17 protein-coding genes are annotated in these 20421 nt (G+C 72.1%); 8 read left to right on the top strand and 9 right to left on the bottom strand.

Annotated elements, in window-relative coordinates:
• Window positions 1-16: 16 nt before the first annotated feature.
• On the top strand, window positions 17-661 hold the full coding sequence (locus J2S43_RS10325) for a class I SAM-dependent methyltransferase (protein WP_306828628.1): 645 nt from the start codon (window positions 17-19) through the stop codon (window positions 659-661).
• 495 nt (window positions 662-1156) lie between these two features.
• Here J2S43_RS10325 and J2S43_RS10320 read toward each other — a convergent pair whose 3' ends face one another.
• The gene (locus tag J2S43_RS10320) at window positions 1157-1795 is read right to left on the bottom strand and encodes a GNAT family N-acetyltransferase (RefSeq protein ID WP_306828627.1); all 639 of its coding nucleotides are present in this window, start codon (window positions 1793-1795) and stop codon (window positions 1157-1159) included.
• A gap of 177 nt (window positions 1796-1972) precedes the next feature.
• Between J2S43_RS10320 and J2S43_RS10315 the strand changes: the two genes are divergently transcribed.
• Both J2S43_RS10315 and J2S43_RS10310 read left to right on the top strand, forming a co-directional pair.
• Window positions 1973-2416: a hypothetical protein gene (locus tag J2S43_RS10315; RefSeq protein WP_306828625.1), complete on the top strand. Its 444-nt coding sequence runs from the start codon at window positions 1973-1975 to the stop codon at window positions 2414-2416.
• Complete coding sequence (locus J2S43_RS10310; protein ID WP_306828624.1) at window positions 2413-2697, top strand: transcriptional regulator; 285 nt, start codon at window positions 2413-2415, stop codon at window positions 2695-2697. Before J2S43_RS10315 ends, J2S43_RS10310 begins: the two co-directional genes overlap by 4 nt.
• A gap of 235 nt (window positions 2698-2932) precedes the next feature.
• Here J2S43_RS10310 and J2S43_RS10305 read toward each other — a convergent pair whose 3' ends face one another.
• A complete protein-coding gene (locus J2S43_RS10305; protein ID WP_306828623.1) occupies window positions 2933-6328 on the bottom strand; it encodes a bifunctional proline dehydrogenase/L-glutamate gamma-semialdehyde dehydrogenase in 3396 nt (1131 codons plus the stop codon).
• 104 nt (window positions 6329-6432) lie between these two features.
• On the opposite strand from J2S43_RS10305, the gene J2S43_RS10300 reads away from it, so the two are divergent.
• Complete coding sequence (locus J2S43_RS10300; protein ID WP_306828622.1) at window positions 6433-7338, top strand: LysR substrate-binding domain-containing protein; 906 nt, start codon at window positions 6433-6435, stop codon at window positions 7336-7338.
• On the opposite strand, the gene J2S43_RS10295 is transcribed toward J2S43_RS10300, so the two are convergent.
• Window positions 7326-8915 (bottom strand): Hsp70 family protein, encoded by a 1590-nt coding sequence (locus J2S43_RS10295; protein WP_306828621.1) that lies wholly within the window; start codon window positions 8913-8915, stop codon window positions 7326-7328. The two genes, J2S43_RS10300 and J2S43_RS10295, sit on opposite strands and share 13 nt — an antisense overlap.
• A gap of 47 nt (window positions 8916-8962) precedes the next feature.
• Between J2S43_RS10295 and J2S43_RS10290 the strand changes: the two genes are divergently transcribed.
• A complete protein-coding gene (locus tag J2S43_RS10290) occupies window positions 8963-9883 on the top strand; it encodes a serine hydrolase domain-containing protein (protein WP_306828620.1) in 921 nt (306 codons plus the stop codon).
• Between the two features lie 69 nt (window positions 9884-9952).
• Window positions 9953-10792 carry a helix-turn-helix transcriptional regulator gene (locus tag J2S43_RS10285; protein ID WP_306828619.1) on the top strand — a complete coding sequence of 280 codons (840 nt, stop codon included), beginning with the start codon at window positions 9953-9955 and terminating at the stop codon, window positions 10790-10792.
• Here J2S43_RS10285 and J2S43_RS10280 read toward each other — a convergent pair.
• The 4 genes from J2S43_RS10280 to J2S43_RS10265 form a co-directional block, all read right to left on the bottom strand.
• Window positions 10780-11316, bottom strand: a complete 537-nt coding sequence (locus J2S43_RS10280) for a YbhB/YbcL family Raf kinase inhibitor-like protein (RefSeq protein WP_306828618.1) — start codon at window positions 11314-11316, stop codon at window positions 10780-10782. The two genes, J2S43_RS10285 and J2S43_RS10280, sit on opposite strands and share 13 nt — an antisense overlap.
• Before the next feature lie 63 nt (window positions 11317-11379).
• Window positions 11380-12765 (bottom strand): MFS transporter, encoded by a 1386-nt coding sequence (locus J2S43_RS10275; protein ID WP_306828617.1) that lies wholly within the window; start codon window positions 12763-12765, stop codon window positions 11380-11382.
• Between the two features lie 444 nt (window positions 12766-13209).
• Window positions 13210-14274 (bottom strand): lysylphosphatidylglycerol synthase transmembrane domain-containing protein, encoded by a 1065-nt coding sequence (locus J2S43_RS10270; protein WP_306828616.1) that lies wholly within the window; start codon window positions 14272-14274, stop codon window positions 13210-13212.
• Complete coding sequence (locus tag J2S43_RS10265) at window positions 14274-15110, bottom strand: class I SAM-dependent methyltransferase (protein WP_306828615.1); 837 nt, start codon at window positions 15108-15110, stop codon at window positions 14274-14276. The genes J2S43_RS10270 and J2S43_RS10265 overlap by 1 nt, the downstream gene beginning before the upstream one ends.
• A gap of 197 nt (window positions 15111-15307) precedes the next feature.
• On the opposite strand from J2S43_RS10265, the gene J2S43_RS10260 reads away from it, so the two are divergent.
• The gene (locus J2S43_RS10260; RefSeq protein ID WP_306828613.1) at window positions 15308-16033 is read left to right on the top strand and encodes a CDP-alcohol phosphatidyltransferase family protein; all 726 of its coding nucleotides are present in this window, start codon (window positions 15308-15310) and stop codon (window positions 16031-16033) included.
• A 629-nt stretch (window positions 16034-16662) separates the two neighbouring features.
• On the opposite strand, the gene J2S43_RS10255 is transcribed toward J2S43_RS10260, so the two are convergent.
• A complete protein-coding gene (locus tag J2S43_RS10255) occupies window positions 16663-17832 on the bottom strand; it encodes an IS30 family transposase (protein WP_370881611.1) in 1170 nt (389 codons plus the stop codon).
• Between the two features lie 730 nt (window positions 17833-18562).
• Between J2S43_RS10255 and J2S43_RS10250 the strand changes: the two genes are divergently transcribed.
• Window positions 18563-19477 (top strand): endonuclease/exonuclease/phosphatase family protein, encoded by a 915-nt coding sequence (locus tag J2S43_RS10250; protein WP_306828610.1) that lies wholly within the window; start codon window positions 18563-18565, stop codon window positions 19475-19477.
• Here the strand turns inward: J2S43_RS10250 and J2S43_RS10245 are convergent.
• Window positions 19467-20276 carry an alpha/beta fold hydrolase gene (locus J2S43_RS10245; protein WP_306828609.1) on the bottom strand — a complete coding sequence of 270 codons (810 nt, stop codon included), beginning with the start codon at window positions 20274-20276 and terminating at the stop codon, window positions 19467-19469. The genes J2S43_RS10250 and J2S43_RS10245 overlap by 11 nt on opposite strands.
• Window positions 20277-20421: the final 145 nt, after the last annotated feature.

The raw sequence follows: 20421 nt of genomic DNA, 5'->3' as shown, positions 1-20421 counted from the left end.
CGGTACCGTCCCCGGCGTGACTACTCATCACGCTGCGGTACGGGCCTCCTACGACACCGTCGCCGCCGGCTACGCGGACGCGCTCGCGGACGATCTCGCAGCCCGGCCGGTGGACCGGGCGATGCTAGCCGTCTTCGCCGAACTCGCTGGTCACGGCCCTGTCGGGGATCTCGGGTGCGGGCCCGGGCGGGTCGCCGCGCACCTGCGCGAGCTGGGCCGGACGGACGTGCTGGGCGTGGACCTGTCGCCCGCGATGATCGCGGAGGCGCGGCGCCGCCATCCGGGGCCGCGGTTCGAGGTCGGGTCGATCGACCGGCTGTCCTTCGTCGCGGACGGTGAGCTGGCCGGCGCGATCGCGTGGTACTCGATCATTCACACGCCACGCGAGCTGGTGCCGGCGCTGTTCGCGGAGTTCCGCCGGGTGGTGCGGCCGACCGGTCCGCTGCTTCTGGCCTTCCAGGCCACCACCCCATCAACCCCGGCCACGGTACGGGTCGAGCGCGCCTACGGCCACGGCGGCCTGTCACTCGACGCGTACCGCTGGGATCCCGCCGTCGTCACGGATCTGCTGGCCGACGCCGGGTTCCGGCCGCACACCACCGCGGTCCGGCAGCCCGAGGCGCCGGAGAAGGTGCCGCAGGCGTACCTCCTCGTTGTCTGACGTGGCATTCCCTCGCATGGATTCAGCGGGATGACCGCTCCTCACGTGGGTACGGCCGGCGTTGGCGACCACCCGGCCGATCCCCTGGCGACGGAGACGAGTGATGTGGGGACGTCGTTCTGGCAGCCGGTCCGATGCCGCTCGCGGCCCCGTAGCCGAGCGGCAGCGGGCAGCGTGGACCGACGGTCGTGGGTGCCGGACCGACGGTCGTGGGTGCCGGCCCGACGGGCGGGTTCTTCCCCGCCACCCACGGCACGTGCAGGGAGGCCGCCCGCTGCCCGCGGGAGCATGCGGAACTCGGCCATGCCGGAAGCGGGAATATCGAAAGGCCCTGCGGCCGGAAGATCCCGCAGGGAGAAGATCAAGCCGGGCTGGACGACCAGAAGCCGATCACGTGTCGCAAATCGTTGCCATCCGGCCGACTGAACAACGATTTGCGACACGTGATCGTCTGCGGGTTCGCTACCACCGTCCTGAGTTCCGCCGCCCGGCGGGTCAGGGCTCGGGGATGAAGGCCGCGGCGAGTTCGGTGGCGATGGTCCAGCCGAGGGTGCGGTAGAGGGCCTGGCCGTCGTCGGTGGCGGCGAGGACGCCGGTGCGGATGCCGCGGCGGGCGGCGTGGTCGCTGAGGGCCTGGATGACGACGGTGCCGAGGCCGCGGCGGCGGTACTCGGGGGTGGTCTCGACCTGGTCGATGACGCCCCAGCCGCCGCCGGGGGCGAGCCGGCCGGAGGAGGCGAGGTCGCCGGTGCGGTCGTGGCGGGCCGTGGCGGTGAGGACGCCGGCGTGGTCGGCCTCGACCGTGACCTTGAACGGACGCGGGGCGCGGACCGTGGCGGCGGTCAGGGGCGCGGTCATCAGCTGGTTGGACTCGAACATGCGCCAGTGTGGCGGGAGTGCGGCGCGCAGGTCGCGGGCGCTGCCGTCGAGCTTGATCCAGGCGCCGGGGGTGGTGATCTCGTGGCCGAGTTCGCGCAGGTAGGGCTCGTCCCAGGTGTGCAGCAGGTAGCGGATCCGGTGGCCGGGCCGGCCGACGTCGAGCAGCAGGCCGCCCGGGATCGTGATGACGGCCGGAACGCGCCGGGACCGGGCCCAGCCCCGCCCCCACGCGACCACCAGTTCCTCCCGGCTCACCACGCAGCCCTGACGTGACGCACCGTCCGCGAGACCGCGGGGTCGCCGGGCGGCACTGTGGACATCGGATGATCATCCCGCACGCCTCAGTCAATCACGCGCGGGCGGACGGCCGGAATGACGGGATCGCCGGCGGGCCATTGACTTTCCAAGACGGAATGTGATTGAGTTTCCGTCGTGGAAAACGATCCTGCCGCGCAACTCGCCGCGATCTCCGAGGCACGATCGACGCTGGCCGACCGGCTGGTGACGCCGTGGTGGTACCACCCGGTCCTCGGTCTCGCGGCCGCCGGGTTCGTCGTCGGTTACGGCTTCGGCAACACCGTCGTCCGGCTCGCCTCCGCCCTGGCGTTCATCCTGGTCTGCCTCGGGCTGGCACACGTCTACAAACGCCGGGCCGGTGTCTGGGTCTCCGGCCTCGACGCGGGCCGTGCCGGCCGCTGGGCGAAGGCGACGGGCGCGCTGGTCGGCATCACCGCGATCACGGCCTGGGCGATCGGCAGTTACACCGGCCTGGACTGGCTGATCTGGTGCATCGCCGCGTTCGCGTTCGTCGCGGCCGTCGTGGTCGGCCGCCGGTTCGACGCCGCGCTGCGCGCCCAGTTGCGGGCGGGCGCGTGACCGAGCCGTTCGACGAGACGATCCACGCGCCGCACCGGCTGCGGATCTGCGCGTTCCTCGACGCCACCATCAGCGCGGAGTTCGCCGCGCTGCGCGACATGCTCGGCGTGGCCGACTCGGTGGTCAGCAAGCACCTGAAGGTGTTGCAGGAGGCCGGTTACGTCACGATCGCGAAGCCGACCGGCCGTGGCCGCGTCAAGACCTGGGTCAGCCTCACCACGGACGGCAAGGCCGCCTACGCCCGCCACGTCGCGGCACTCCGTGCACTGATCGACGGATGAACTCGCGCGACCGCCCGAACCAGGGCGGGTTGTTCAGCGCGGCGAGCTGACGCCACGATGCGCCGAGTGGGAGCGGAGATTCCGCGACTGGCTGCTCGGCGCCGCGGCGAACGATCCATGAATGACGCCTGGATCACCGGAAGCCGCCCGATCGTGCCCGATCACGGCGGCCCAAGAGCGGCCGGTGACCGTCCGGAGGTGCGGTTCGCGCGCGAACCGCACCTCCGGACGGTTTCTAGAGGGCGCGGTCCGCGATGCCGTCCGGGTTGCCGAAGCGGTGGGCGGTGATGCTGATCGCCTGTTCGCGCAGGAACGGCAGCAGTTCGATCCGGCCCGACTCGGTCACCGGACCACCGTAGACGCCGAGGTCGGGACGGCCGTCCGTGGCGACGACCACGTCCGCGACGGAGCCGCCGACCAGCCGGGCGCGGCCCGGGCCGAGACGCGAGGTCCACGCGTCGGCCGGCTCGACCGTGTGCGCGATGCCCAGCGCCTCCGGCAGCGGCGTCGCGGACGACACCGTCAGGTCCGCGCCGGCCAGCGTGCCGGCCGCGATCAGCCGGACCAGTTCCGCGACCGAGCCGCCGGCCTCCAGGCGGAGGTCGACCGGCACCGGCAGGTAGCGCAGCACGTTGCGCTCGGCGGACAGCGCGGAGACGTCCGACGGCGCGAAGTGCGTGGCCCACGCGTTGGCGTCGCTGCGGGCGGCGCGTTCCAGATAGGCGACCTCGTCGCCGGTGAGCACGGCCGTGGCACGCCCGATCAGGTTGCGGACGCGCGCGCTCGGCTCGTCGACCGCGGTGGCCGGGCGGGAGTTCCAGGAGCCGAGCCCGATCAGGTAGTTCGGGCCGCCGGCCTTGGTGCCGGGCCCGACCGACGAGCGCTTCCAGCCGCCGAACGGCTGGCGGCGGACGATCGCGCCGGTGGTGCCGCGGTTGACGTAGAGGTTGCCGGCCTGGATGCGGTTCAGCCAGGTGCGCAGCTCGGCCACGTCGAGCGAGTGGATGCCGGAGGTCAGGCCGTACTCCACCTCGTTGACGATGTCGATCGCCTCGCTGAGCGTGTCCGCGGTCATGATGCCGAGGATCGGCCCGAAGTACTCGGTGTGGTGGTACGCGGAGCCGCGCCGCACACCGTCCCGCACGCCCGGGCTCCACAGCTTCCCGGACGAGTCGAGCCGGCGCGGCTCGATCAGCCAGGACTCGCCCGAGCCGAGCGTGGTGAGGCCGTCGAGCAGCTTGCCGGCCGGCGGCTCGATGACCGGGCCGACCTGCGACGACGGGTCCCACGGGTAGCCGACCGTGAGCGACGAGACCGCGTCCAGCAGCTGGGTGCGGAACCGCTTGGAGCGGGCGACCGAGCCGACCAGCACGACCAGCGACGCGGCCGAGCACTTCTGGCCCGCGTGACCGAACGCGGAGTGGACCACGTCCTTGACCGCGAGGTCCAGGTCCGCGCTGGGCGTCACGATGATCGCGTTCTTGCCGGAGGTCTCGGCGAGCAGCGGCAGGTCGGAGCGGAACGAGCGGAACAGCTCCGCGGTCTCGTACGCGCCGGTCAGGATCGTGCGGTCGATGCGCGGGTGCGCGATCAGTCGCGCGCCGAGCGTGCCCTCGTCCACCTGGACCAGCGTCAGCACGTCGCGGGAGACTCCGGCGTCGTCGAGCGCCTCCCAGATCGCCTGCGCGAGCACGGCGCCGCAGCGTTCGGCCGGGCCGGCCGGCTTGAGCACGGCGGCGGATCCGGCCGCGAGCGCGGCGAGCACGCCACCGGCCGGGATCGCGACCGGGAAGTTCCACGGCGGTGTGACCAGCGTGATGCCGGCCGGCGTGAAGGTGGCGCCGTCCACGGAGTCGAGTTCGCGGGCCAGGTCCGCGTAGTAGTGGGCGAAGTCGACGGCCTCGGAGACCTCGGGGTCGGCCTGGTCCGCGGTCTTGCCGGCCTCCGCGGCCATCACCTCGATGAGCGCGGCGCGGTTGGCCTCGATCCGTTCGCCGATGCGGTGCAGCACCTTGGCGCGGTCGTCACCGGAAACGGTGCGCCAGGTGGTGGCGCCGGCCCTCTCGAGGAGGTCGTTGAGCGCGGCCGTGGAGTCGATCCGGGCCGCGTCGATCCCCGCCGTACCGATGTCGGATTTTTCGGCCTTTGTCACAGCGGCCCGCATCCAGTCGCGGTTCGCGCGCACCGACGGGTCCGTGTCCGGCGTGTTCTGGAAGTGCCCGATCGTGGCGACCGGGACCACGGCGTGCCGGTCGGCGACCCGGTGGGCCGGCGGCACCGACGAGTCCAGCGCCGCGAGCGAGGCCTCGAAGCGAGCACGCTCCCGCTCGAAGAGAGCGGTGGAAGAATGCAGCTCGAACACCGCGGACATGAAGTTCTCGCTGCTCGCGCCCTCTTCCAGGCGCCGGATCAGGTAGGCGATGGCCACGTCGAACTGGGCCGGCTCGACCACCGGCGTGTAGAGCAGCAGGCCGCCGACCTCGCGCCGAACCGCCTCCGCCTGCCCCTGCGCCATGCCGAGCAGCATCTCGAACTCGATGCCGTCCCGGACGCCGCGCTCGCCGGCGAGCAGCCACGCGTACGCCACGTCGAACAGGTTGTGGCCGGCCACGCCGAGCCGCACGTTGCCGATCCGGTCCGGGTGCAGCGCGTAGTCCAGCACCCGCTTGTAGTTCGTGTCCGACTCCTGCTTGCTGCCCCAGGTGGCCAGCGGCCAGCCGTGCAGCGACGCCTCGACCTGCTCCATCGGCAGGTTCGCGCCCTTGACCAGGCGCACCTTGATGCCGGCGCCACCTCGCGCGCGCCGCGCCGCGGACCACTCCTGCAACCGGATCATGGCACTCAGGGCATCCGGGAGGTACGCCTGGAGCACGATCCCCGCTTCGAGGGACAGGAACTCCGGCCGGTCGAGCAGGCGCGTGAAGACCTCGATGGTCAGGTCGAGGTCCTTGTACTCCTCCATGTCCAGGTTGATGAACTTGTGCTCGTTCAGCGCGCGGGTGAACAGCGGCGTCAGCTCGGTCTCGATGTGCGCGACCGCCTCGTCGAACGCCCACGGGTTGTGCGGCGCGACCGTGGCGGACACCTTGATCGAGACGTAGTCGACGTCCGGCCGGGCCAGCAGCCGCTCGGTCTCCTTCAGGCGGTGCGACGCCTCGCCCCGGCCGAGCACGGCCTCGCCGAGGAGGTTGACGTTGAGCCGTACCCCCTGACCCTTGATCTTCGCAATGGCCTTGCCGAGGCGTGCGTCGGTCGCGTCGACGATCAGGTGGCCGACCATCTCGCGCAGCACGCGGCGCGCGATCGGCACCACCACGCCCGGCATGGCCGGGGCGAGAGCACCACCGGCCTTGACCGCGGCACGCAGCGGCGCGGGCAGGAACGACGGCACGTCGCGGGACAGGCGGCTGAGCGCGCGGGCGCTGACCTGAAGATCCTCCGGCCGGACGACGCCGTCGACGAAACCGACCGCGAACGACAGGCCCTTGGGGTCGCGCAGCACGCCGGCCAGCTGTGCGGCGGAGCCGGAGACGGGGTACGTCTCGGCCTCACGCAGCCAGCGCCGGACCAGGGTTACGGCCTCGGCGCTCAGCTTCGGGTCGGTGGCGTTCATCTGGCTGGTTCCCTCCATGACGTGAGATGCCCAGTTTCAGTCCGCTCTTGCATTAGGAAAAGCGATCGTTTGTGACGGGTATTCTTCAAGGCTGCTTAACTGTCTTCCAAGGAGTGGGCGCTGTGCTGGAGATTCGCCGTCTCGTGCTGCTGCGGGAGCTCGCCATCCGGGGCACGATCGCGGCCGTCGCCGAGGCCCTCAACTTCTCCCCGTCCGCCGTCTCCCAGCAGCTCAGCCAGCTGGAGAAGGAGACCGGCATGACGCTGCTGCGCAAGTCCGGGCGCCGACTGCAGCTCACCCCGCAGGCCGAGGTGCTGGTCGCGTCCGCCGGCGAGGTGCTCGACACGCTCGAGCGCGCCGAGGCCGCGTTGCAGGCCTCGCTGACCCGGGTCAGCGGCCGCGTGCGGGTGGCGGTGTTCCAGTCGGCCGCGCTCGCGCTCATGCCGGTGGCGCTGAAGACCATGGCCCTGCACCACCCGGACGTCCGCGTGGAGATGGTGCAGCGCGAGCCGGAGGAGGCGCTCCGCGAGACCTGGGCGCGCGACTTCGACATGGTCGTCGCGGAGCAGTACCCGGCGCACGCCGCACCGCACCACCCGGGCCTGGACCGGCGCGACCTCACCACGGACGCGATCCGGCTCGCGCTGCCACCGGAGGCGGCCTCACTGAAGCCGGTGTCGGATCTGCGCGACGCCCGGGACATGCCCTGGGTGATGGAGCCGCACGGCACCGCGTCCCGGCACTTCGCGCTGCAGACCTGCCGGGTCGCCGGGTTCGAGCCGGACGTGCGCTACGAGACCGCGGACCTGCAGTCGCAGATCCGGCTGGTCGAGTCCGGCAACGCGGTCGCGCTCATCCCGGACCTGGTCTGGGCCGGGCGGTCCACGTCGTGCCGGCTGGTGGAGCTGCCCTCGGCGCCGCGCCGCACGATCTTCACGGCGCAGCGGACCGCGGGCGCGGCGTCACCGGCCGCCCGTGCGTTCCGCGCGACCCTGGAACGCGCGGCCGCGACGAATCAGAGCCACTGAACCGTGGTGACCTCGCCACGCGGGTTGAAGGTGAGCGTGAAGCCGCGCTTGCGGTCGGCGCGCGCACCCAGATCCGCGAACAGCTCGTCGACGTCGCTCGGCGACCGGTCCGCGCGCCACACCTCCGCGTCCGGGTCGACGCGCACGTTCACCCACCGCCCGGTGCCGTCGATCGTCTGCCGGTTCTGGCCCAGGCTCGCCTGACGCACCCGCAGCAGCAGCCGGCCGGTGGCCTGGTCCCGGCTCGCGCTGTCGATCTGCATGAAGAACTCGCCGTTCCAGCCGTTCTCCGTGACCACCGAGTCGCCGTCGGGCTTGCCGCCGTCCTCGTCGCCGGACGGCCACGCCGCGGCCGCCGCCCCACCGGCCGCCGCGACCACCAGCGCGGCCACGACCAGGAACACCGCCCGCCGGCGCCTCCGCCGGCTCCGCTTGACCGGCTTGCCGACCGGGATCTGTGCCGCCGCGTAGATCTTGGTGCGGTCCATCGGCCGGGGCGCCTTCACGGTCAGCTCCGCGTCCGGCCCGCTCACGTCCTCGGCCGTCACCGCGCCGGCCGCGACCGCCAGCTCCGGCGACTCGACCGCGGTCGGCGCCACGCCCAGCGCGCGGTGCAGCATCGACGCCAGCAGCGGCACCCGGCTGCCGCCACCGGCCAGGAACACGCCGAACAGCGCGGACGGCTCCACCCGCGCCTCGCGCAGCACCGCGCGCGCGGCGTCCACGGTCCGGTCGAGCACCGGGCGGGCCAGCATCTCGAACTGCTCGCGGCCGAGCGGCGCCTCCTGCTCGATGATCGGCAGGTGGATGTGCGTGCCCGGGGACCGGGACAGCGTCTCCTTGCCGGTCCGCACGCCGGTCCAGAACGCGCGGGACGCGGCCCGGTCGCCGGGCACGGACGGCGCGACCAGCCGCGACCAGGCGCCGCCGTGCCGGGACGCGTAGACCGTGCCGAGGTGGGCGACGATCGCGGCGTCCAGGTCCAGGCCGCCGCCGTCCGCCAGGCCGGTCGTGGTCAGCACCTCGAAGCCGGTCGGCGTGCGGCGGACCACGGAGACGTCGACCGTGCCCGCGCCCACGTCGCAGACCAGCGCGGCACCGCCGGCCGGCAGCGTGTCGCCCGCGGTCGCGGTGAAGTGGGCCGCGGCCGCGACCGGCTCGCTGACCAGGCGCACCGAGTTGAGCCCGGCGCGTGCGGCCGCCTCCCACAGCACCTCGCGGCGCTGCGCTCCCCAGGCGGCCGGGTGGGTGAGCGTGACCCGCTGCGGCGGCGCGGGCAGCTGACCGACCACGCGGCGCAGCACGGCGGCGATCAGGTCGGCGACCGCGTACTCCACGCCGCCGAGCAGCACGGACTTCTCGTCGATGCGCTGTTTCGGGTAGGGCTCGTATCGTTCGGGGGCCGTCGCGGCGGCGTGCGCCGCCTCCGGGCCGGTCACCAGGCGTCCGGCCGGGTCGGCGCAGACGCCGGACGGCAGCGACGGCAGGCCGTCGATCAACACGGGGCGTACCCCTTGGCGGCCCGCCAGCACCGCCACCGTGCTGGACGTGCCGAAGTCGATGCAGAGGTGCGTCACCGGACCAAAATAGTGCCTCCGCTATACCTGTCCACGTGGGGTCTTCAATGCACGACATCGTGGCGCGATCGCCGGCGCCGGCCACCGCGGTCTCCGTGTTCGGCCCGGACGAGGTGTTCACTCGCGTAGCGCACGGCACCGCCGACCTGGCCACCGGCCGCCCGGTCGGGATCGATGACTGGTGGGACCTGGCCAGCCTGACGAAGGTCCTGGTCACGCTGCCGGAGGTGCTCGCCGCGGTCCCGTACCTGGAGACGCCGCTGGAAGAACTATGGACACCCGCGCGGGGGTACGCGGTGGGCCGCGCGACGATCCGCGCGCTGCTCACCCACACGGCCGGCCTGCCCGCCTCCGTCCCGTTCTTCCGCACCGCCACCGGCCGGGACGCGATCCTGGCGGCCGTGCTCGGCACGCCGCTCGGCCCGCCGGACGAGGTCTACAGCGACCTCGGATTCATGCTGCTCGGGCAGGTCGTGGAGGAGTTGACCGGCCGCACGCTGGGCACGCTGGCCGCGGAGCGCACCGGGCTGCGGTTCGGCGCACCGCCGTCGGAGTCGGTCGCCACCGAGCACGACCCGTGGCGCGGGCGGCTGATCGTGGGCGAGGTGCACGACGAGAACGCGGCCGCGATGGGCGGTGTCGCCGGTCAGGCCGGCGCGTTCGGCACGCTCGCGCTGGTCACGGCCGCCGCGCAGGCCTGGCTCCGAAACCCGTGTCCGGAGGCCTGCACGCCGTCGGCCCCGGGTGCGCGCTTCGGCCTCGGGTGGGTTGTCGCGCCCCGGCCCGGCCTCGGTTCCGCCGCGCTTCCCGGCTTCGGGCACACCGGATATGTCGGGAACCGGCTCTGGCTCTCACCGTCCCGGGGCCTCGGCGTGCTGATCCTCGCCAACCGCGTGCATCCCACCCGGGAGGGCACCGCGGAGCCGTACACCCGCTGGTGCTCCTCGCTCTTCGAGCTCTTGGTCTGAACCCTCCGGCCGGAAGGGGGGATCGGCGATCCGTGGATGGGGTTGGGGCGAGACGGTACAAAAGACGCCATGCTGATCGATCGAGGCGGGCTGGCGGAGTTTCTGCGGAAGCGCCGGGAGGCGCTGCAACCCGAGGACGTCGGACTTCCGCGCGGGCAGAACCGGCGGACCGCCGGGCTGCGGCGCGAGGAGGTGGCCGCGCTGTGCCACATGTCGATCGACTACTACGAGCGGCTGGAACGTGAGCGCGGGCCGCGGCCGTCCACCCAGATGGTCGCGTCGATGGCGCAGGGCCTTCGGCTCACGCTGGACGAGCGGGATCACCTGTTCCGGCTCACCGGGCACCAGCCGCCGGCCCGCGGCATGACCGGCGAGCACGTCAGCCCCGGGCTGCTGCGCGTGCTGGACCGGCTCGACGACACGCCCGCGGAGATCGTCACCGAGCTCGGCCAGACGCTGCGGCAGACCGCGCTCGGGGTCGCGGTCTTCGGCGACGCGACCGCGTACACCGGGCCGATGCGCAGCCGCGGCTACCGGTGGTTCGCCGACCCGGGCAGCCGGCGGATCTACGTGCCCGAGGACCACGCACCGCTGTCCTGGATGTACGCGGCCGGCCTGCGCCGCCTCGTCACGCTGCGCGGGCCGGACTCCGAGGCGGCGTACTTCGCCGACCTCCTGCTCGCCGAGAGCGAGGAGTTCCGCGGGCTGTGGGACCGCCACCAGATCGGCGTCCGGCCGGACGAGGTGAAGAACCTGATCCACCCGGAGCTCGGCCCGCTGGTGCTGCACTGCCAGACCATGCTCGACCAGGCGCAGTCACATCGGCTGCTGGTCTACACGGCCGAGCCCGGCACCGAGAGCTACGACAAGCTGCACCGGCTGTCGCAACCGATGGTTCACCGCTCGTAGGTGCCGGTCAGGCGGCCACGCGCCAGGACGAGACCGTCGATCGCCCGCCGGACCGCGCGGATCGAGCGCACGCCCGCGGGGAACGGGCGGTCCAGCGCGTACAGCGTGAACTCGTAGTGGTGCGGCCCGTGGCCGGGCGGCGGCATCGGGCCCGCGTACCCGGTCCGGCCCAGGCTCGCCCGCAGGAACCGCACCGACGGGTTGCCCGGGCGCAGGCCGCCACGGGCGATCGTGCGCGTCTCCGCGGGCAGCAGCGCGACCGTGTGGATCAGCGGGCGCGGGAACGGCACGTCCGCGTCCTCGAGGATCAGCAGCAGCTGCGCGGTGCCGTGCGGCGGCGCGGTCCAGGACAGCTCCGGCGAGACGTTGCCACCGCGCGCCACGTGCGACTCCGGGATCGGACCGCCGTCGGCGAAGTCCGGGCTGCTCACGCCGATCGTGTGCGGGGCCTGGAACGCGGGATCGAGCCAGACGCCGTGCGCCGTGCCGGCGCGCACGCGCCGGAGAACGTGACCGATTGTCATGGAGGTCCTTCGCTGTGGTTGCCGGGTGCCGTCCCCGGCCGGGACCGGGGACGGCACGAGAGGTCAGACCCGTTCGAGGTACGCGACGGCTTCGGTGCGCTCCGTCCGGGCGCCGTGGATGAGCGACAGCCCGAACGCGATCAGGACCAGGACCGCCTGGCTGACGAACGCGGTGGTGAAGTTCAGTTCGCCGCCGGCCCCGATCGCGATTCCGCCCAGGATCGCCACGCCGGCCGCCGCGCCCACCTGCTGTGCCGCGCTGACCAGGCCGCTGAGCAGGCCGGACTCCCCCTCGGTGGCGTCTCGGACCGCGATCGCGATCGCGTTCACCAGGCCGATCCCGACCCCGGCGCCGAGCAGGACAAACGCGCCGGCCAGGTGCACGGAGTAACGGTCGTCCGCCGGGTTGAAGATCAGCCAGGCGAAGCCGGCGAGCAGCAGGAACAGGCCGGCCGTGCAGGCGCGGGCCAGGCCGATCGCCCGCGCGACCACGGGTGCCAGCGCGCTGCCGACGATGATCATGAGGGGCAGCGGGGCCTGGGCGAGGCCGGCCGATCGCGCCTCCAGGCCCACCACCTGCTGAAGGTACTGCGGAAGCAGGAAGAACATGCTGCCGAAGACGCCGCCGAGCGCCATCACGACCACGCTCGCCCGGATGACCGGGCCGCGCCGGAACACCTCGAGCGGCACCAGCGGATTCGCGGCGCGGAGCTCGACGGCCACGAACGCGGCCAGGAACGCCAGGCCGGCCGCGATCGCGATGAACGAGCCGGGCTCGCTCCACCGCGACTCCGACGCGGACACCACGCCGTAGGCGATCGCGGAGATGCCGCCGGTGATCGTGATCGCGCCGGGCACGTCGATCCGGCCCGGCCGCCCCGACACCGCGGGCACCGACCGCAGCACCAGAGCCATGCTGAGCAGACCGATCGGGACCGGCGCCCAGAACACCGCCGTCCAGCCGAACGCCTGGGTGAGCACGCCGCCGAGCAGGAAGCCGAGCAGCCCGCCGGCGCCGGAGGTCGCACCCCAGATCCCGACGGTACGGGTACGGGCCGCCGGCGTCGTGGAGATGGCGAGCGCGAGCGCCAGCGCGGACGGGATCACGATCGCGCCGCCGATGCCCTGCCCGATCCGGCCGGCGATCAGCATCGGGCCGTTCACGGCGAGCGCGCAGAACGCGGTCGCCACCAGGTAGACGGCCATGCCGGCGACGTAGATCCGCCGGCCGCCGACCACGTCCGCGAGCCGGCCGCCGAGCAGCAGCAGCCCGGCCAGCGGCACCAGGTAGCTGCTCGCCACCAGCGTCAGCTCGGCCGCGGACAGGCCGAGGCCCTCGCGGATGTCCGGACCGGCCAGGTTCGTCATCGCGGCGTCCAGGACGACCAGGAACATCGAGCTCGCGAGACCCAGCAGCGCGATCCCCCGTGGCACCGGTGTACTGCTCATCGTCGTCCTCTCGTCGGTAACGCAATCAGGCGTCGTGACGACGGGCCGGTGCGCGACAGCCGGCTTCCTCACCCGTCAGGACGTCTCGTTTCTACCGGCGGCCCGGACGACTAACCACGGATCGTCGATCCCCCTCTGAGCACGGGACATCATGATCGTGGCGTCCCCCACGTCGTTGGAACGACTTCGGGCACACCCCGATCAAGGAAGAAACCGCACCCCGAACACCGGAGTGCGGTTCAAACGTGCGAATCGTGCGGAACTGAACCGGCGGCGCTTCTCTCGTGAGCAACAACGTCACCGGCTCCGACGCGGCGACCGGAGCGGCGGCGGAGGCCGCCGCGGGTTTGCCCGCGGGAGCAAACGGGCTGGGCCACGCCGGAAGCGGGAAGATCGAGGTCTTGATCGAGGTCTTGATCGTCCGCTGGAAGCGGGGAAATGTGGTCAGACCGCCGCGGGCTCCAGGGTCTTGAGCGTCCGGGGTGTCGCCACGTCCGTCACGATCAGCGGCTCGGCCGGGGCCGACGTCGAGACGGGCGTCGGAGCCGGCGTGGGGACCGGAGCGGCCGGTTCCGGTGCGCGGTGGCGGGCCACCAGGCGGATCGCCAGGACCACGACGCCCGGCAGGCTCGCGACCAGCGCGAACAGCCCGTAGACGACCGCCACCGTGAGCCCCTGCGTCGCGCTGAACCCGGCGGTCGCGAACGCCCAGGCCAGGAAGCCCTCGCGCGGGCCGAAGCCGCCGATGCTGACCGGCAGCACCATCACCAGCAGCGCCGTGACCAGCAGCGGGAGCAGCGTGCGGGCCGGGGCGACGGAACCGGCCGCGCGCGCCGCGAGCAGGAACGTGGCGATGTGGCCGCCGAGCACGATCGCGGACGCGAGCAGGATGCCCGGCCAGTTGCGCCGGGCGAGCAGGCCCTGCCGGATGTCGCCGGTCGCGGTGCGCCAGGCGCGGTGCACGCGGCCGGGGTTGCGACGCAGCTTGATCGCCACGAACCCGCAGGCCAGCGCGGCGACGGTGGCGATCGCGGCGAGCACGGCCGGGGAGACCGACACCATGTCCGCGACCGCGAGCGCGAGCCCCGGGTGCGCGATCAGCACCCCGGCGCCGACCGCGAAGAGCATGATCTGCCCGGCGGTACGTTCGAGCACCACCGCCCGGACCCCACGCCCCACGTCGCCGGTGTCGCGGCCGTTGCGGACCGCGCGGTCGACGTCGCCGAGCAGGCCGCCGGGGAGCGTGGCGTTGAGGAACAGCGCCTGGTAGTAGTCCGCGATCGCGCCGCGCAGCGGGAGCCGGATGCCGAGGCCGCGCGCGGTCAGGCACCAGCGCCACGCGCTGAAGACCGTGGTGAGCAGCCCGATGCCGGCGGCCGCGAGCAGCGTCGGCCAGGTCAGCACGCGCAGACTGTCCAGGAACGCGACCGACCCGAGCCGCCAGAACAGCAGCGCGATGATCGCGGCACCCGCGACCGGCTTCACCCAGGACAGGATCTTCTGCATCATCAGGCGGCCTCTCCCGGCAGCGCGAGCAGGTCGGTGTGGTGCACGGTCACGGTCAGCTCACCGGCCGCGGCCTGGGCGAGCCGGCGGCTCAGGTAGTCGTCGATCTCGTGCTCGACGCGCGCGTCGCGGCCGAGCCGGGTGGACGCGGCCGCCACCCAGCCGCGCAGCCACTCCGCGATCAGCTCGCGCCGGTCCGGCCCGAGACGCCACCGGCTTGGCCGCGTGTGCACCGTGGCCCCGCGCTCCTCGAACGCCGCGGTGATCACCTCGGCCGCCTCGGCGCCGAGCAGCGTGCGGCCGGCCACGTGCTGGCGCAGGTGCTCGTTGAACGCGCTGTTCAGCGGCCCGTCCAGCGGCTCGGCCGGGCTCAGCTCGGCCAGGCCGCTGACCGAGAGCGTGAGCAGCGCGGGCGTTCCCGACTCGGTCAGGACGCCGGCGAGCCGCGCGGCGTCGTCCGCGTCCAGCAGGTCGAGCAGCGCGGACGCGGTGACCAGCGAGACGCCGTCCAGGTCGGCCGCGGTCAGCTTGGTGATGTCGCCCTGCCGGGTCTCCACCGTGATCGCGCTGCCAGTGCCGACCATGCTGGCCGCGGCCACGCCGAGCAGGTCCGGGTCGCGGTCCTGCATGATCCAGTGCTGGCGGCCGTCGAGCTGCGGCGCGAGCCAGCGGGCCATCGAGCCGGTGCCGCAGCCGAGATCGAGGATCACCGGGTCCGGGACGTCCGCGAGACGGCCGCGGAGCACGTCGGCCAGCTCCGTCGCGCGGGCCGCGGCATCCGCCGGCTCACGCAGGTCCAGCCACGTCGAGGCGTACCTCGGCGCTTCGGCGACTCTCATCACGGCCTCCACTGACGGTAACGATCCCTGTTCCGCGGACCCACCGGCCAAGATCTCCGGCTGTCCGCGTCACCTGGAGATACGGACGTTCCGCGGATCCGGTTCGAAGATCCGATGAACCGTCCGCCCGAAGTTTCCGTGTTGACAGAACGCGACCGTCGGTGACCCGCCGCGGTTCCCGGCATGGAGGCAGCACAGTGACAGCAGGCGTATGGACCGGCACGGTCAGTCCCCTTCGCGGCCCCGCGGCCGGGCTGCTCGCGCAGTTCGCGGTGCTCGGCGGCCTCACCGCCGCGGTCGGCCTCGGCACCACCGGGTGGATAGCCGGCACGGTCTACGCGCTCGCGCTCGGCACGCTGCTCGCCCGCGCCATGCACCGCTCCGGTCTGCGCGTCTTCGGCCCCGCCAACGCGGTCACGCTCTCCCGCGCCACACTGATCGGCGGCGTCACCGCGCTGGTCGCCGACTTTCAGCGCACCCCGGTCGCGGTCGTGATCGTCCTCGCCTCGGTCGCCCTGGTCCTGGACGGCGTGGACGGCGTCGTCGCCCGCCGCACCGGCACCAGCTCGCCGTTCGGCGCCCGCTTCGACGGCGAGGTCGACGCGTTCCTGATCCTCGTGCTGAGCGTCTTCGTCTCGTTCCACCTGGGCTGGTGGGTGCTCGCGATCGGCGCGTTCCGCTACGCCTTCGTCGCCGCCGGCTGGCACCTCACGTGGCTCCAGAACGACCTTCCGGTCCGCTACTCCCGCAAGACCGTCGCCGCCCTCCAGGGCATCATCCTGGTCGCGGCCGCGTCCGGCCTGCTCCCGGGCCTGGTCGCCGGCACTCTGGTAGCGGCCGCGCTGGCCGCACTGATCTGGTCCTTCGGCCGCGACATCGCCTACCTGCACCGCATCGGCCGCACGGCGCCGGCCACTCCCTGACCGTCACCCGTTGCACCGAGTGGACGCGGTATCCCGGATCGTCTGCGGCAAGCCGGCACCGAATGGGCAACGAAGCCACCCCCGCTCTGAGCCTCATTCAGCAGCCATTCCGAAGATATGAGGCCCAGTCGCGCAAGTGATCGAGGCTATTGAGCGCATCGTCCGCCAACCGCACTGACCTGCATCAACGCGGCGCCACCTCGCAGCGCTGAATAGCCTCATCGCTTCCCCGGACGTTGGCTGCATCCGAGAGGCTTATTCAGCGCAGCGAACCGGCACCGCGTTGCCGCAGGCCGCGCGGTCTGACGAGGGCGGCGCTGAACAAGCCTCCGAGAAGATCGAAAGCAACCTCGCGACCCGAGGATCATGACGGCTCACCCGCACCTCACCTTCCGCCTGCTTCCGACCCAAAGATCGACCCCGCATCGCGGAAGATCGGTCCCGATAGCCAGCTGATCTTCCGCATGACGGGACATCGCCACCAGCATGTGGCAACGCCGCGCGCGCTACGGGCACAACACCCGAAATATCGCCTTAAAGACACCCGGCCGTCGCTTTCATATCTGACTAGTGATACGTGGCGCACCGTATGAGGGCGGTGGATTCAATCGGTCGTCGCAATGCAACGTTTATGCAGCTAGAGGTGCCGATAGTAGCTGATTGAGGGCTTCGGCGGGTGTGCGCATGTTGAGGGTTTCGCGGGGGCGGCCATTGAGTTCGGCGGCGACGTCGTCGAGGTGCTGTCTGGTGTGGACGGACAGGTCGGTGCCCTTGGGGAAGTATTGGCGGAGCAGGCCGTTGGTGTTCTCGTTGCTGCCGCGCTGCCAGGGCGAGTGCGGGTCGCAGAAGTAGACATCGATGCCGGTGGCGATGGTGAAGTCGGCGTGGCGGGTCATCTCGACGCCTTGATCCCAGGTCAGTGACTTGGTCAGGTGAGCGGGCAGTGTCGTGATGGTGGCGATGAGGGCGTCGCGGACGGCCTCGGCGTCCCGGCCGTCGGGCAGGTGGACGAGTATGCAGTAGCGGGTGGAGCGTTCGACCAGAGTCCCGATCGCGGAGCCGCCGTCCTCACCGATGATCAGGTCGCCTTCCCAGTGGCCGGGCACGGCCCGGTCGGCGGCCTCAGCGGGCCGCTCACGGATGTTGATCATTGCGGGGATCCGGCCGCGTTTCTCCTGCTGTCGTGACCTGACCCTGGGCTTGCGCAGAGCCCTGCCGGTCCGCAGGCACGCGGTCAGCTCCTTGCGCAGCCCACCCCGGGACTGGACGAACAGCGACTGGTAGATCGTCTCGTGAGACACCCTCATCGATTCATCGTCCGGGAAACGCCGGGGCAGCCACAACGCGATCTGCCGCGGTGACCACTTCAGCTTCAGCTTCCCCTGCACCACCCGCCGCAACCGCGGGCAGTCCGCGAGCTTCACGGGCTTCGGCCGGCGGCGGCGATCACGCGCCTTCTCGTCCGCACGGCCGGCCCGATAACCCACCCGCACGGTCGAATTCCGGGCCAGTTCCCGCCCGATCGTCGACGGCTCCCGCCCCAGCGCCACCGCGATCGACCGCCGCGACTCACCCCGATCACGCCGCAGCATGATCTCCTCGCGTTCCTCGAACGACAGATACCGGCCTGACCCGGCCCCAGCCCCGTTGTTGATCACCCCGCCAGCATCCTGGAACCAGCGCATACCCGTCCACCGCGAGACTCCCGCAGCCGTCGACGCCTCCTCGGTAGACAAACCAGCCCGAATCCCCTCCCAAAACCGCACCCGAACCACATAAGGAACACCCGGCTTCGCCATCAAAACCCCTGCTCAGAGGGCATTGCAACGACCAATTGACCACAAGGGCCTCATACGGTGCGCCACGTATCACTAGTCGTTTTCGCATGATCAATCACGCAGCCGGGAAGCACTACCGACCTTCCGGCACCGGGTGCGGAACGCTCCCCACCCGGAACGCTCCGGCCTTTCAGCATCGCGCCAGGAGCGCTCTCGAACTGGACGCTACCGACCTTTCAGCGCCGTGATCAACGCGCCGAGGATCTGTAATCCAGGAGGCTTATTCAGCGGGGCGAGCCGACGCCCCCTCGCCGCAGGCCAGCGCTGTTGGTGCGTAACGTGCTGAATAACCCTCCAGGCGTCCCCGAAGTCGTTACTGAATTTCGGGGTTGAGGTGCGAGCAGTGCTGGTCATCCGGGCGCTGCGCGCCCGAACTTTCGGGGATGCAGGGGCCCGCACCCTGACGCCGAAGGGTCAGTAGAACGACTTCGGGGACGCCTGGATCACGGAAGTGCCGCCGGCGGATGACCTCAGCCCCGAAAGACCTTTGAATGAGGGCTATTCAGCGCGGTGAACTGACGTCGCGTTGCCGCAGGCCAGCCCGGCCAGCGAACGAAGCACTGAATAAGCCTCAATACCGAGATTTCGGGCGCGAAACGCCCGGTGCCTTGCGACCGCCGAGCCAACGACGACATCGCGCGTCAGGGTACGCGTCGCACGCCCGCCGGCACCGGCCTGGAATGATCACGGGATGCGGAAGACGCTCCCGGCCGTACCCGCGGCTCTGCTGGCTTCTCTGATCGCCTTTCACGGCCTGGTGCCGAATGCCGGTCCGCGCCTCGGGAGCCTGATCGAGACCTTCCTGCCGTGGCTGGGGATCGGCATTCCGCTGTTGCTGCTCCTCGCCCTGCTGTCGAAGTCGCGGATCGCCGTGATCGCCACCGTGCTGCCGGTGATCGCCTGGGTGGCCGTCTGCGGCGGGAAGCTGGTGGACGGCACCGGCACGCCGTTCGATCTCGCCGTGGTGCAGCACAATCTGAGCGACGAGAACCCGGACCCGGCCGGCACCGCGCGCACGCTGATCGCGGCGGACGCGGACCTGATCGGCGTGCAGGAGCTGCTGCCGGAGAACGTGGCCGCCTACGACGCCGAGCTCGGCGCCCGGTACGCCTACGACGTGGCGCACGGCACGGTCGGCCTGTGGTCGCGGTACCCGATCGTGGAGTCTCGGCTGATCGACATCCGGCCGTCGAGTGTGGACGACGCCGACTGGAACCGGGGCCTGCGCGCGGTCGTCACCACCCCGCAGGGCAACGTCGCGGTGTACGTCGTGCATCTGCCCTCGCTGCGGCTCGGGCTCGGCGGGTTCGGCAGTGACCGGCGGGACGAGTCCGCGGCGCTGCTCGGCGACGTGCTGACCGCCGAGCAGCTGGACCGCGTCATCCTGATCGGCGACCTGAACGGCACGGTCGAGGACCGCGGCCTGCGCCCGATCACCGACGAGCTGAACACCACCGGGCGCGGCTTCGCGTTCTCCTGGCCGGCGAGCACACCGGTGGCCCGGATCGATCAGATCATGGCCCGGTCGCTGTCCGTGCGGAAGGTGTGGACGCTGGACCGCACCGGCAGCGATCACCTGCCGATCGCGGCGCGCCTCATGTTCTGACCGCGAGCCACTCCAGCGCCCGCACCGCGGTCTCCGGCAGCACCGAGATGTGCCCGGCACCGGCCACGATCCACGACTCCGCGCCGGGGACCAGGTCACGGGCGTGCGCGGCGGGCACGACGAGGTCGTCGGCGCCGTGCACCAGCAGGACCGGCGCCTTGATCGCGGCCGGGTCGAAGCCCCACGGATGCACGTACGCGAGGTCGTCGTCGATCAGCGGCCCCGGGCCCGTCGCGACCGCGGGCTCGACCACCTCGCCGAACCAGCCCCACTCCCCCGCAAGCGCCGCCCAGTCCGCGGGCGTGAAGTCCGGTGCGGCGTCGACGGCCTCGTGGGCCTCCTTGACCGCGCGCCCTGCGATCGCGGCCCGCAGCCCGGCCACGCCGGCCGGGCCCATCCCGTCGAACCACGTCTCGTCGTGGCGCGGCGACAGCCCGGAGACGGACACGGCCGCGGTCACCCGGTCGGGCAGCAGTGCCGCGCAGGCGAGCGCGTGCGGGCCGCCGCCGGAGTGCCCGATCACCGCGAACGACTCCACGCCGAGCGCGTCCGCGACCGCGGCGGCGTCCCGGGCGGCGGATGCGACGTCCCGCCCCGGCAGCGGCGTGGATCCGCCGTATCCGGGCCGGTCGTAGCCGATCAGCCGCAGACCGAGCCGGTCGGCCGCCGCGTACAGCGGGCGCGGTGGCGTGCCGATGTTCGGCGTCCCGTGGTGCCACAGGACGACTCGCGCGCCCCCGCCCCGGTCGTATGCGTGCAGCGTGCGTCCGTCGTCCGTGACGATGTCCCGCTCATCCATGCGCCCATTCTCCTGTCCGGGCCGCCACCCCGCTGCCCGCCCGAAGGCTGCCACCTCGGGCTTCTGGATGTCCGCCCCCGGGAACCGGCACGGCCCTAGGATCAGGGGGGCACTCCCTCTCGGCCGCCGTGCGCGGCAGTGCCGC

Source organism: Catenuloplanes nepalensis, from assembly GCF_030811575.1.
In the GTDB taxonomy this organism is placed as follows: domain Bacteria; phylum Actinomycetota; class Actinomycetes; order Mycobacteriales; family Micromonosporaceae; genus Catenuloplanes; species Catenuloplanes nepalensis.
Note: the sequence above shows the minus strand (reverse complement) of the source record. Positions and strands in the feature narration are given on the sequence as shown.

What these genes read in the sequence shown, in the direction of transcription:
- J2S43_RS10290 (WP_306828620.1), top strand. Translation starts at nt 8,963, where the DNA reads ATGCACGACATCGTGGCGCGATCGCCGGCGCCGGCCACCGCGGTCTCC.
- J2S43_RS10255 (WP_370881611.1), bottom strand. Translation starts at nt 17,832, where the DNA reads ATGGCGAAGCCGGGTGTTCCTTATGTGGTTCGGGTGCGGTTTTGGGAG.
- J2S43_RS10285 (WP_306828619.1), top strand. Translation starts at nt 9,953, where the DNA reads ATGCTGATCGATCGAGGCGGGCTGGCGGAGTTTCTGCGGAAGCGCCGG.
- J2S43_RS10250 (WP_306828610.1), top strand. Translation starts at nt 18,563, where the DNA reads ATGCGGAAGACGCTCCCGGCCGTACCCGCGGCTCTGCTGGCTTCTCTG.
- J2S43_RS10305 (WP_306828623.1), bottom strand. Translation starts at nt 6,328, where the DNA reads ATGGAGGGAACCAGCCAGATGAACGCCACCGACCCGAAGCTGAGCGCC.
- J2S43_RS10270 (WP_306828616.1), bottom strand. Translation starts at nt 14,274, where the DNA reads ATGATGCAGAAGATCCTGTCCTGGGTGAAGCCGGTCGCGGGTGCCGCG.
- J2S43_RS10280 (WP_306828618.1), bottom strand. Translation starts at nt 11,316, where the DNA reads ATGACAATCGGTCACGTTCTCCGGCGCGTGCGCGCCGGCACGGCGCAC.
- J2S43_RS10275 (WP_306828617.1), bottom strand. Translation starts at nt 12,765, where the DNA reads ATGAGCAGTACACCGGTGCCACGGGGGATCGCGCTGCTGGGTCTCGCG.
- J2S43_RS10265 (WP_306828615.1), bottom strand. Translation starts at nt 15,110, where the DNA reads ATGAGAGTCGCCGAAGCGCCGAGGTACGCCTCGACGTGGCTGGACCTG.
- J2S43_RS10245 (WP_306828609.1), bottom strand. Translation starts at nt 20,276, where the DNA reads ATGGATGAGCGGGACATCGTCACGGACGACGGACGCACGCTGCACGCA.